The organism is Streptomyces sp. NPDC048671, assembly GCF_055587045.1.
On sequence record NZ_JBVJHB010000006.1, the window covers coordinates 110,943 to 122,855 of the forward strand.

Here is an 11,913-nt window from a genome sequence, read left to right on the forward strand (position 1 = left end):
CGGTCACGTTCGCGTTCATGTCTCAGGCCTCCCGGAGCTTCGGGTTGAAGACCTCGTCGAGGCCCACGTTGGCGACGTACAGCGCGCCGACGATCGCGGTGATCCCGGCGCCCGGCGGGACGAACCACCACCACATGCCGAGCTGGAGCGCGCTCCACTGCTGGGCGCTCTGAAGCATCAGCCCGAGCGAGACGCCCTCGGTGGGGCCGAGCCCGATGAAGTCGAGGGAGGAGGCGATCAGTACGGAGCCGCCGAAGAGCAGGATGAACATCATGAACAGGTACGAGCTCATGTTGGGCGCGATCTCGCGGAAGACGATCCGCCAGGTGCCGCTGCCACTGAGCCGGGCCAGGTCCACGAACTCCCGGGTGCGCAGCGAGAAGGTCTGCGCCCGGATCGCCCGCGCCGCCCAGGGCCAGGAGGTGAGTCCGATGAACAGGCCCTGCACGGGCACCGAGCGGACCCCGAGGTAGGCGTTGATGATCAGCAGGACCGCCAGGGCGGGCAGCACCAGCACCACGTTGGTGAGCATGTTGAGGATCTCGTCGACGACTCCCCCGCGGTAGCCGGCCAGGAAACCGACCAGCATGGCGATGACGGCGGCGATGGCCCCGCCGACGACGCCGACCAGGAAGGTGGCGCGCAGCCCGTGCACGAACTGCGCGTACACGTCCTGGCCGAAGGTGGTGGTGCCCATCCAGTACGTGCCGTCCGGCGGCGCCGCCTGCGGGCCGACGTACTCGTTGGGGTCGGTGCTGTCGAGCAGCGGGGGTCCGACGAGGCCGGCGAGCAGGAGCAGCACGACGACGGTGAACCCGATGATCAGCTTGGGGTTGCGCACGGCGTAGTGGAGCGTCTCCCGGCCGGGCCGGGCGGCGGAGACGGGTGCGGCGGGCTCGGTGGCCGGGTCGGGCGCGGTGCTCATGACTGGCCTCCTGCCATGCCGGTACGGGTACGGGGGTCGACGACGACGTACACGATGTCGATGAGGAAGTTGGCGATCAGTACGCCGATGACGATGAACAGGAACGCGCCCTGGAGCAGGAAGAAGTCCTGGTTCTGGATCGCGGCCAGGATCAGCGAGCCGAGCCCCGGGTACGCGAAGACGATCTCGGTGACGAGTGCGCCGGCCACCAGGACCCCGAGCTGGAGGGCGAGTCCGGTGATCTGGGGCAGGACGGCGTTGCGGAACGCGTAGCGGCGGATGAGCCGCTGCGGGGCGCCGAGGGCCGACAGATAGGAGGAGTAGTCGGACTCCAGCTCGTAGATGATCATGTTGCGCATCCCGATCGCCCAGCCGCCGAGCGCGACCAGGAACAGCGAGAGGAACGGCAGCACCCAGTGCTGGAGCAGGTCCACGGCAAAGGCGGTGGACCAGCTCGGCTGGATGTCCAGGCTGTAGCCGCCGGAGATCGGGAACCACCCCGCCTTGGAGCCGAGCGCCCAGGCGAGGATGACGGAGATCCACATGTACGGCATGGCGGTCAGCAGGTACCCGGCCGGCAGCACGGTGTTGTCGAGCACCTTGCGGCGGGCGGCGAGCGCCCCTGCCCAGTTGCCGACGAACCAGCTGAGCAGCACGGCCGGGATCATCAGCCCCAGCGTGTACGGGAGTGCGTCGAGCAGTACGTCGGCGACGGGCTTGGGGAAGACCCAGATGGACAGCCCGAAGTCGCCCCGGAGCAGGGCGCTCCAGAAGTGCAGGTACTGCTGCCAGACGGGCTCGTCGAAGCCGAAGAGGTTGTTGTAGTAGGCGCGCATCGCGTCGACGGCCTCGGGCTGGGAGACCCTGGCGCGGGCCACCATGGCGGCGACCGGGTCGCCGGGCATGAAGCGCGGGATCATCCAGTTGACGGTGACGGCGACGACGAAGGTCAGTGCGTAGACCAGAAGTTTTCGGGCGAAGTAGCGGCGCAAGGGGGCTCCCCGGAGAGAGCCCCGCCGTGCGGGCAGCGGTCAGGGCGGCACACACACGGCGGGGCGGTCATCGAATCGGAGCTGCCGGCACGGGCCGGTGGCTCTCAGAACCGCCGTGTCACTTGGCGGGCTTGAGCTGGGTGAGCGTCTCGAAGCCGCCCATCTCCAGCCAGTTGCGCCACAGCGCCGGTGCGTACTTGGGCGCACCCGGGGCGTCCGACGGCCAGTTCGTCCAGCTCCCGGTGGTGGACTGGGCCCAGAGGCCGTTGTACCAGAGGGGGATGACCGGCATCTCCTTGAGCTGGATGTCCTGGATCTTCGAGATGATCTTCTTCATGCCCTCGGTGTCGTCGGTCTTCACCCCGCCGAGCTGCTGGACGAGCTTCCAGGCCTCCTTGTTCTCGTAGCGGCCGAAGTTCACCGTGTTCTGCTGCTTCTGGACAGGCAGCTGGAACATGTACTCGTAGTACGTCCACGGGGTGTTGGAGAGCTGGCGCTCGTTGTTGACGACGAGGTCGAAATCGCCCTTGCCGCGCTGTTCGTTGAGGGCGTTCTGGTCGGGGAACTCGGTGGTGATGCTGATGCCCGCGGCCTTGGCGGACGAGGCGATGACCTTGGACGCCTCCATCCAGTCGGTCCAGCCGGTGGGCACGGCCAGTTTCAGGCTGATCTTCGAGCCGTCCTTGTTCTCCACCAGGCCGTCGCCGTCGGTGTCCTTGTACCCGGCGTCGGCCAGGGTCTGCTTCGCCTTGGCGGTGTCGAAGGTGAAGCCTTCACCGGCCACCAGGGCCTTGTCGACGAACTTGTTCCACTGCGGGAGCAGCCCGGTCGGGTCGGCGGGCTTGACCAGCTCCCCGTACACGCCCTTGACGATCTTCCCGACGTCGACGGAGGCGGCGAGCGCCCTGCGGAACGCCGCGTCGTCCATCGGCTTCTTCGTGGTGTTGGGCACCAGCCAGGCGGTGTTGGCGGAGAGCATGTAGGGCGGCTTGTCGTAGTACGAGACGACCTTCTTGCTCTTGACCAGCGAGGCGGCGCCGGGCAGGAAGTTGTTGCTCAGGTCCAGCTGGCCCTGGCCCAGCTGGCCGATGACGACCTCGTTGCTGGGGTTGGAGACGTCGACGATGTAGCGGGGCGCGGGCTTCATGGAGAGCGCCTCGACTCCCCACCAGTCGTCGCGCCGCTGCCAGACGACCCGGTCCTGGGAGTGGCTCTTGAGCGTGTACGCGCCGGTGCCGACCGGCTTGTCGTTGACGCCGTCGAGGATCTCCTTCTCGGAGCGCTTGCCCCAGATGTGCTCGGGGACGATCGGCTGGCCGTAGAGGGTGTAGTCCCACTCCTGGTAGCGGGCCTCCTTGAAGGTGAAGCGGACGGTCGTGGCGTCCACCGCCTTCGCGTCCGACAGCCAGCTCCACAGCGTGTGGAAGGACGAGGCCTCGATCTTGCCGAGCCCGTAGGAGTACGCGACGTCCTTGGCGGTGAGCGGCTTTCCGTCGGACCAGGTGATGCCCGGACGGAGCTTCAGCTCGTACGTCTTGTCGCCCGTCCAGCTGCCCGACTCCGCCAGCCAGGGCGTCAGCTCGCCCGCGTCGGGGGCGAAGTGGAACAGCGTCTCGTAGACCAGTCCCTTGGTGCCGGTGGCGTGGTCCCAGTCGTGCAGCGGGTTGTAGTTGGCCGGCGGCCCCCACTGCGTACCGGTGGTGTAGAGCGTCTCGTTGCGCGGAAGCGCACCGCCCCCGCCGCCGCTTGTGCCCGAGCCGCCCGCCGAGGAGCCGCCCCCCGTGCACGCGGTGGCGGCGAGTCCGATCACGGCGAGCGTGATCGCGATCCGTCCCCGGAATCCCGTGCCCATCGTCCCTCCTTCTCCCCGTCGCACCTGCCGGACGGAGTTACTGAACCGGGTAAGTGCCGTGAAGTTAAGGCCGCGCGGAAGGCCTGTCAAGAGTGCGGGAGCGCTCCCATTCGTTTACCTGTACAGGGAGTTGAGTGATCATCACCTCATGACGCGGAGCCGTCCGCGACAGCTTCGGCGCATAGGATGGCCGTCGTACACGAACCGGTTAAGCGAGGTCGCATGCCCAGGCACCGCCCCACGATCGCCGATATCGCACGCCGCGCCGGCGTCTCCAAGGTCGCGGTGTCCTACGCGCTGAACGACCGGCCCGGCGTCTCCCCGGCGACCCGCGCCTCGATCAAGGCCATCGCGCAGGAGATCGGCTGGCGGCCCAACAGCGCGGCCCGCGCCCTCACCCGGGCGCGGGCCGACGCGGTCGGCCTCGCCCTGTGCCGGCCCGCCCGGCTGCTCGGGATGGAGCCGTTCTTCATGGAGCTGATCAGCGGCATCGAGAGCGAACTCTCGCCGCGCGGCTGCGCCCTGCTCCTCCAGGTCGTCAGCGACCCGGCCCAGGAGCTGGAGGTCTACCGCCGCTGGTGGGGCGAGGGCCGGGTGGACGGGGTGTTCCTCGCCGATCTGCGCAGCCCCGACCCGCGGATCGAGGGCATCGCCGAACTGGGCCTGCCCGCCGTGGTGATCGGCCATCCGTCGGCGGCCGGCCCGCTCACCTCCGTGTGGTCGGACGACACGGCGGCGGTACGCGACACCCTCACGTATCTGACCGCGCTGGGGCACCGGTCGGTCGCCCGGGTCGCGGGGCTGCCCGAGCTGAACCACACCGCGCTGCGCGACCGGGCCCAGCGCGAGGTCTGCGCCGAACTCGGGCTCGGTGAGCCGGTGATCGTCCACACCGACTACTCCGGCGAGGACGGGGCGCATGCGACCCGGCGGCTGATCAGCGCCCCCGAGCGGCCGACCGCGGTCATCTACGACAACGACATCATGGCCGTCGCCGGGCTCTCCGTCGCCCAGGAGATGGGGCTGGACGTGCCCGGTGACCTCTCCCTGGTCGCCTGGGACGACTCCCAGCTCTCCCGGGTGGTCCGGCCGCCGCTGACCGCGCTGAGCCGCGACATCCCGGCGTACGGGGGCCACGCGGCCCGCACCCTGCTGACCCTGGTCACCGACGGCGCGGCGGACGGATTCGAGGACGCGGCGGCCCGGCTGGTCCCGCGCGGGTCAACGGCCGCGCCCCGGTAGGACGGGGCCGCGAAGTCCCCTCGTACGCCCGGAGCGCCGGACGGGACTTCACGGACACGGCCCAGGGCCCACGGACGGCGTCACCCCTCTCAGGGGCGGTGTCATACCGCAGGAGGACGCCAGGGCCCCGCGGTGCGACTCAAGGCGGCCCCCGGAACGGGCACCGGGACTGACGATCCGCGGCGGAGCGGCGGAGACGATGGAGCAGTGCCTTCGCGAGAGGCGCTGCCCCCGGCGGCGCCTTCCCTCCGGACCCGGACCGAAGACCCGTCCCTCCCGTACGAACCCGACCCTGGAGTCTCCCGTGACCACCATGACCACCGCTCACCGCGCCACCGCGGTGGCTGCCCGCGCCACGGAACTGTCGAAGGTCTACGGAGAGGGCGAGACCAAGGTGACCGCGCTGGACCGGGTCTCCGTGGACTTCCCGCAGGGCGAGTTCACCGCGATCATGGGCCCCTCGGGTTCCGGCAAGTCCACGCTGATGCACTGCGTGGCCGGCCTCGACAGCTTCAGCAGCGGTTCGGTCCGGATCGGCGAGACGGAGCTGGGGTCGCTCAAGGACAAGCAGCTCACCCAGTTGCGCCGGGACAAGATCGGTTTCATCTTCCAGGCGTTCAACCTGCTGCCGACGCTGACGGCGCTGGAGAACATCACGCTGCCGATGGACATCGCCGGCCGCAAGCCCGACCAGGACTGGCTGCACAAGGTCATCGAGATGGTGGGCCTCTCCGACCGGCTGAAGCACCGGCCCACCGAGCTCTCCGGCGGCCAGCAGCAGCGCGTCGCGGTGGCCCGCGCCCTGGCCTCGCAGCCGGAGATCATCTTCGGTGACGAGCCGACCGGGAACCTGGACTCGCGCTCCGGCGCCGAGGTCCTCGGCTTCCTGCGCAACTCGGTGCGCGAGCTGGGCCAGACCGTGGTCATGGTGACCCACGACCCGGCGGCCGCCTCCTACGCGGACCGGGTGATCTTCCTCGCGGACGGGGCGATCGTGGACCAGATGATGCACCCCACCGCGGACGGGGTGCTGGACCGGATGAAGGCGTTCGACGCCAAGGGCCGCACCAGCTGAGCCCCTGGCCCCTCCCCGGGCCCCGACGCCGCACCGCCCCGCACCCGTGCCGCGCGGCGGCCGAACCCTGCCCTTTCCGGAACCTCTCCCCTCCCAGGACTGACAGACATGTTCCGTACCGCCCTGCGCAATGTGCTCGCGCACAAGGCCAGGCTGCTGATGACCGTCCTCGCCGTGATGCTCGGCGTGGCCTTCGTCTCCGGCACCCTGGTCTTCACCGACACCCTCTCGAACGCCTTCCGCAACCAGTCGGCGAAGAACTACGACGACGTCGCCGTCGCGGTCAACACCTACGCCGGCCCGCGCGACCCGGAGACGTCCGGCGTCGACACCGCCACCCTGAAGAAGATCCGGGCCCTGGACGGGGTGAAGAGCGCCACCGGCCGGGTCTCCGGCTTCGCCGGGGTCGCCGACCCGGACGGCAAGCTGATCGGCAACGGCTGGTCCAACACCGGTGCCAACTTCTCCCCCGGCAAGGGCGGCAAGGACGCGCAGTACGCCTTCACCGACGGCACCGGACCGACCGCGGACGGCCGGATCGCCCTCGACGCGGACACCGCGGAGAAGGGCGAGTACAAGGTCGGCGACAAGGTACGGGTCGCCACGAACGGGCCGGTGAAGGAGTACACCCTGTCCGGGGTCTTCACCACCGAGGACGGCGCGGTCAACGCGGGCGGCAGCCTGGTGCTCTTCGACACCGAGGTCGCCCAGAAGCTGTTCCTCAGGCCGGGCCAGTTCCAGGACGTCTCCGTCACCGCCGAGGCCGGCGCCTCCGACCAGCAGCTGCTGGCCGCGGTGAAGCCGCTGCTGCCCAAGGACGCGGAGGCCAAGACCGGCAAGGTGCGCGCCGACGAGCAGGCCAAGCAGATCGAGTCCAGCATGAGCAGCCTGAGCAAGCTGCTGCTCGGCTTCGCGGGCATCGCCCTCTTCGTCGGCATCTTCCTGATCGCCAACACCTTCACCATGCTGGTCGCCCAGCGCACCAAGGAACTGGCGCTCATGCGCGCCATCGGCGCCTCGCGCCGCCAGGTCAAGCGCTCGGTGCTGCTCGAAGCCGCCGTGGTCGGTCTGCTCGCTTCCGTCATCGGATTCGCGCTGGGCCTCGGCCTCGCCACCGGACTGCGCTCCGCGATGAGCCTGATCGGCGGCAAGATCCCGGCCGGGCCGCTGGTGGTCTCCCCGGCCACCGTCGCCACCGCCTTCGGTGTCGGCGTCCTGATCACCGTGCTGGCCGCCTGGCTGCCCGCCCGCCGGGCCGCGAAGATCCCGCCGGTCGCGGCGATGAACAGCATGTACTCCGCGGCCACCGTGAAGTCCCTGGTGGTGCGCAACTCGATCGGCGCCGTCATCACCCTGCTCGGCGCGGCGGCGGTCGTGGCCGGTGCGGCACAGTCCGGGAACACGGCCCAGGCCGTCATCGCGGCCGGTGCCTTCCTGGCGCTGATCGGCATCATCATCCTCATCCCGCTGCTGTCCCGCCCGGTGATCGCGCTGGTCCGCCCGCTGCTCCAGCGGCTGTTCGGGGTCTCCGGCAAGCTCGCCGCGCAGAACGCGGTCCGCAACCCGCGGCGCACCGGTGCCACCGCCTCCGCGCTGGCGATCGGCCTCACCCTCGTCACCGGCATCTCGGTCCTCGGCGTCACCCTCGGCCAGGCGGTCGACCGGATGACGACGGACAACATCAAGGCCGACTACATGGTGTCGATGGCGAGCGGGGACTCGCTCGACGAGTCGGCGCTCACCGCCCTGGAGAAGGCCGACGGCGTCACCGCGGTCTCGCCCCAGCAGTCCGTCTGGCTGACGGTCGGCAAGGCCGGTCTCTCGGCGTCCGGCGTGACGCCCGGCGATGTGCAGAAGGTCCTCAACGTCGACACCCTCTCGGGCTCGATGGACTCCCTGGGCAGCGGCGAGATCGCCGTCTCGGAGAAGACCGCGAAGGAGAACGGCTGGAAGACCGGGGACAGCCTCCCGGTCACCTACGACGACAAGAAGAAGGAGAACCTGAAGGTCGGCGCGCTCTACAAGGACAACGAGTTCCTCTCGCAGGCGCTGATCCCCCGCGAGAAGGTGGCCCCGCACGAGGAGCTTGCGGACATCCGCGAGATCTGGGTGAAGACGGACGGCGGCGCGAGCGCGGCCAACGAGCGGTCCGTGGTGAACGCGCTGGGCGACAACCCCGGCATGAGCATCATGGACCGCCAGGACATCCGGGACATGTTCGGCGGCACCATCAACCTGATGATGAACATCATGTACGGGCTCCTGGCGATGGCCCTGATCATCGCGGTGCTCGGGGTCGTCAACACCCTGGCCATGTCGGTCTTCGAACGCCAGCAGGAGATCGGCATGCTGCGGGCGATCGGCCTGGACCGGCGCAAGGTCAAGCGCATGATCCGGCTGGAGGCCGTGGTCATCTCACTGTTCGGCGCGGTGGTCGGCATCGGGCTCGGCCTGTTCCTCGGCTGGGCGATCGGTCAGGCCGCGTCGTCCGAGATCCCGCAGTACGCCCTGGTCGTGCCGTGGGGCCGGATCGCGCTCTTCCTGCTGCTGGCCGGACTGGTGGGGGTGCTGGCCGCGATGTGGCCGGCCCGCAGCGCCGCCAGGCTCAACATGCTCACGGCCATCAAGACCGAGTAGCACCGGACCGCAGACACGGCAGAGGGCCGGTACCCGCCACCGCGGGTACCGGCCCTCTGCCGAGTCACGTCCGGCTCAGCCGGTCGCGGACGCCTTCCAGTCGCGGGCGCGCAGCGGCATCCGGGCGGAACCGCCCGCCGCCGGCCGCACGGCCAGGATCTGGTTGACGCCGATCTTGTTGTGCTCGAAGGAGAGCGCGGAGGCGGCCATGTACAGGCGCCACACCCTGGCCCGGCCGGGTGAGGTCATCTTCACCGCACGCGGCCACTCCTTCTCCAGGTTGGCGACCCAGCGGCGCAGGGTCAGCGCGTAGTGCTCGCGGAGCGACTCGACGTCGCGGGCCTCGAAACCGGCCTCTTCGAGGGTCGCGACGGTCCGGCCCAGCGGGGCCAGCTCGCCGTCCGGGAAGACATAGGCGTCGATGAACTCGTCCACGTGGTACGCGGACTCGTCCTTCTCCGGGCGGCGGGCGATCTGGTGGTTGAGGAGACGCCCGCCGGGCTTGAGGAGTGCGTAGACGTCGTCGGCGTACTCGCGGTAGCGGACCGAGCCGACGTGTTCCGCCATACCGATGGAGGAGATGGCGTCGTACGGGCCGTCCCTGACGTCCCGGTAGTCCTGGACCCGGATCTCGATCCGGTCGGTCAGCCCCTCTTCGGCGATGCGCTTCCTGGCGAAGGCGGCCTGTTCGGTGGAGAGGGTCACGCCGGTGACCCGGGCGCCGTACTCGCGGGCGGCGTGAATGGCCATGGAGCCCCAGCCGCAGCCGACGTCCAGGAGGCGGTCCCCCTCCTTGAGAGCCAGCTTGCGGCAGACCAGGCCGAGCTTGTCGCGCTGGGCGTCCTCAAGGTTCCCGCTGTCCTCCCAGTAGGCGCAGGAGTAGACCATGGACGGGCCGAGGACCAGTTCGTAGAAGTCATTGCCCACGTCGTAGTGGTGGCTGATGGCCTCCTTGTCGCGGCGCTTGGTGTGCAGGGCACCGGTGCGGCGGCGTACCTCCTCCGGTGGTGGAGGGGGCGGCGGCCAGGGTCCGGCCAGTTGCAGCAGCCCCTTGGCCGCTGCTCGCACCTTCGGGTCGCGGACCGGGTGGACGCTGTCCTTCGCCTCCGCACCGCGGTCCCAGATCAGCCCGGCCACCAGGTCCAGGGCCTCGTACAGATCGCCCTCGATGTCCAGCTCCCCGGCCACCCAGGCGCGGGCGAGGCCCAGTTCGCCCGGCTTCCACAGCAGCCGGCGCAGGGCGCGACGGTTCCTGATGACGAGGGCGGGAGCATCGGGCGGTCCGGATTCGCTGCCGTCCCAGGCCCGGATGCGGACCGGTAGGGGTTCTCCCAGCAACTCCTGGGCGAGAGCGGTCAGCCGCAACGCGGCGTCTGCCATGGCGCACACCTCCGTGATGGTGTTTCCCAACGTGCCCAGACATGCCCACACATGTCTCGGACCACGCCCCGGCACCCGTTGGCACCGCGGCGAGGTACACCCCCCTCAACAGTTTCCGGCGGCCGGGCCATCCCGCTACCGCGCAATGGAACGGCAAAATACCTGTACGAACCATGCATCCGCCGGGCCACTGGTCCCGGTCCCCCTGTACTGTGCCCCGCCCCGCGCCGCGCCGATACGCCGAAGGGGCCGCCCGCACCACGGATGGCGGACGGCCCCTTCGGGCGTTGTACGACTGCTCCGCGCGGATACGGGTATCCGCGGGCGGACCGGGAGGTGTTGGGCCTCCGGTCCCGGGTGCGCGCTAGGGTCTTTCGTTTGGACCCCGCGAGCCCAGCATGATCCAAACGAGAGGCCCTAGGAGGCCTTGGCCGTCTCGGCCACCGGCTGGGCTGCGGCGGGGGCCGGAGCCGGCTTGGCGGCCTCGTAGAACTCCTCGCGCGGCGTCTCCATGGCGCCGAGCGAGACGACCTCGCGCTTGAGGAACATCGCGAGGGTCCAGTCGGCGAAGATCCGGATCTTGCGGTTCCAGGTCGGCATCGCCATGCCGTGGTAGCCACGGTGCATGTACCAGGCGAGGCGGCCCTTGAACTTGATCTTCATCTTGCCGACGACGATCATCGCGACGCCCTTGTGCAGGCCCAGACCGGCGACCGCGCCCTTGTTGGCGTGGCTGTAGTCGGCCTGCGGGAAGCCGCGCATCCCGGAGATGACGTTGTCACCGAGGACCTTGGCCTGACGCAGTGCGTGCTGGGCGTTCGGCGGGCACCAGGCGTTCGGGTTGCCGGCCTTGCGGCCGACCAGGTCCGGAACCTGGGCGTTGTCGCCCGCGGCCCAGACGTAGTCGGTGCCCTGCACCTGGAGCTTCTCGGAGGTGTCCACGTGACCGCGCGGACCGAGCGGCAGGCCGAAGCGGGCCAGCGCCGGGTTCGGCTTCACGCCGGCCGTCCACACGATGGTGTTGGAGTCGACCTCCAGACCGTTCTTCAGCACCACGTGACCGTCGACGCAGGAGTCCATGGAGGTCGAGAGGAAGACCTCGACACCACGCGACTCCAGGTGCTCCCGGCCCCAGGCGCCCAGCTTCGGGCCGACCTCGGGAAGGATCTTGTCGGCGGCGTCCACGAGCACGAAGCGCATGTCCTCGCGCTTCACGTTCGTGTAGTACTTGGCCGCGTCGCGCGCCATGTCCTCGACCTCGCCGATGGTCTCCGCACCGGCGAACCCGCCACCCACGAAGACGAAGGTGAGCGCCCTGCGGCGGACGTCCTCATCGGTCGTCGAGTCAGCCTTGTCCAGCTGCTCCAGAACGTGGTTGCGCAGGCCGATGGCCTCCTCGATGCCCTTCATACCGATGCCCTGTTCGGCCAGGCCGGGGATCGGGAAGGTGCGCGAGACGGCGCCCATCGCGATGATCAGGTAGTCGAAGGGCAGCTCGTAGGCCTCGCCGACGAGCGGCGCGACCGTGGCGACCTTGCGGTCCTGGTCAATGGTCGTGACGCGGCCGGTGAGGACCTCGGCCTTCGGCAGCACGCGCCGCAGCGGGACGACGACATGCCGGGGCGAGATGCTGCCGGCGGCAGCTTCGGGGAGGAAGGGCTGGTAGGTCATGTACGAACGGGGGTCGACGACCGTGACGGTCGCCTCTCCGTAGCGCATCTTCTTCAGAATGCGCCGAGCTGCGTACAGGCCTACGTACCCACCGCCTACTACGAGGATCCTGGGACGCTCCGTGGTGCTCATGCCATCG

The 11,913-nt window shown here is 69.6% G+C and carries 8 protein-coding genes; 3 read left to right on the top strand and 5 right to left on the bottom strand.

The features are described from left to right. Nucleotides 1–22: 22 nt before the first annotated feature. The 3 genes from ACZ6S6_RS13760 to ACZ6S6_RS13770 form a co-directional block, all read right to left on the bottom strand. Entirely contained in the window at nucleotides 23–925 is a 903-nt protein-coding gene (locus ACZ6S6_RS13760) for an ABC transporter permease (protein ID WP_469705757.1), read from the bottom strand. Further along, nucleotides 922–1,917: an ABC transporter permease gene (locus tag ACZ6S6_RS13765; RefSeq protein ID WP_362954968.1), complete on the bottom strand. Its 996-nt coding sequence runs from the start codon at nucleotides 1,915–1,917 to the stop codon at nucleotides 922–924. The genes ACZ6S6_RS13760 and ACZ6S6_RS13765 overlap by 4 nt, the downstream gene beginning before the upstream one ends. 118 nt (nucleotides 1,918–2,035) lie before the next feature. Continuing rightward, nucleotides 2,036–3,769, bottom strand: coding sequence for an ABC transporter substrate-binding protein (locus tag ACZ6S6_RS13770; protein WP_469705760.1), 1,734 nt, complete (start codon nucleotides 3,767–3,769; stop codon nucleotides 2,036–2,038). Nucleotides 3,770–3,991: 222 nt separating this feature from the next. Here ACZ6S6_RS13770 and ACZ6S6_RS13775 point away from each other — a divergent pair, with 222 nt between their 5' ends. From ACZ6S6_RS13775 to ACZ6S6_RS13785, 3 genes are all read left to right on the top strand, one after another. Further along, nucleotides 3,992–5,011 (top strand): LacI family DNA-binding transcriptional regulator, encoded by a 1,020-nt coding sequence (locus tag ACZ6S6_RS13775; RefSeq protein ID WP_362954971.1) that lies wholly within the window; start codon nucleotides 3,992–3,994, stop codon nucleotides 5,009–5,011. A gap of 304 nt (nucleotides 5,012–5,315) precedes the next feature. Beyond that, nucleotides 5,316–6,086, top strand: a complete 771-nt coding sequence (locus ACZ6S6_RS13780; RefSeq protein ID WP_362954973.1) for an ABC transporter ATP-binding protein — start codon at nucleotides 5,316–5,318, stop codon at nucleotides 6,084–6,086. A 108-nt stretch (nucleotides 6,087–6,194) separates the two neighbouring features. Further along, entirely contained in the window at nucleotides 6,195–8,723 is a 2,529-nt protein-coding gene (locus ACZ6S6_RS13785; RefSeq protein WP_362954975.1) for an ABC transporter permease, read from the top strand. A gap of 75 nt (nucleotides 8,724–8,798) precedes the next feature. On the opposite strand, the gene ACZ6S6_RS13790 is transcribed toward ACZ6S6_RS13785, so the two are convergent. Both ACZ6S6_RS13790 and ACZ6S6_RS13795 read right to left on the bottom strand, forming a co-directional pair. Then, on the bottom strand, nucleotides 8,799–10,103 hold the full coding sequence (locus ACZ6S6_RS13790) for a class I SAM-dependent methyltransferase (RefSeq protein ID WP_469705764.1): 1,305 nt from the start codon (nucleotides 10,101–10,103) through the stop codon (nucleotides 8,799–8,801). A 417-nt stretch (nucleotides 10,104–10,520) separates the two neighbouring features. Continuing rightward, complete coding sequence (locus ACZ6S6_RS13795) at nucleotides 10,521–11,906, bottom strand: NAD(P)/FAD-dependent oxidoreductase (RefSeq protein ID WP_362954978.1); 1,386 nt, start codon at nucleotides 11,904–11,906, stop codon at nucleotides 10,521–10,523. Nucleotides 11,907–11,913 lie beyond the last annotated feature (7 nt).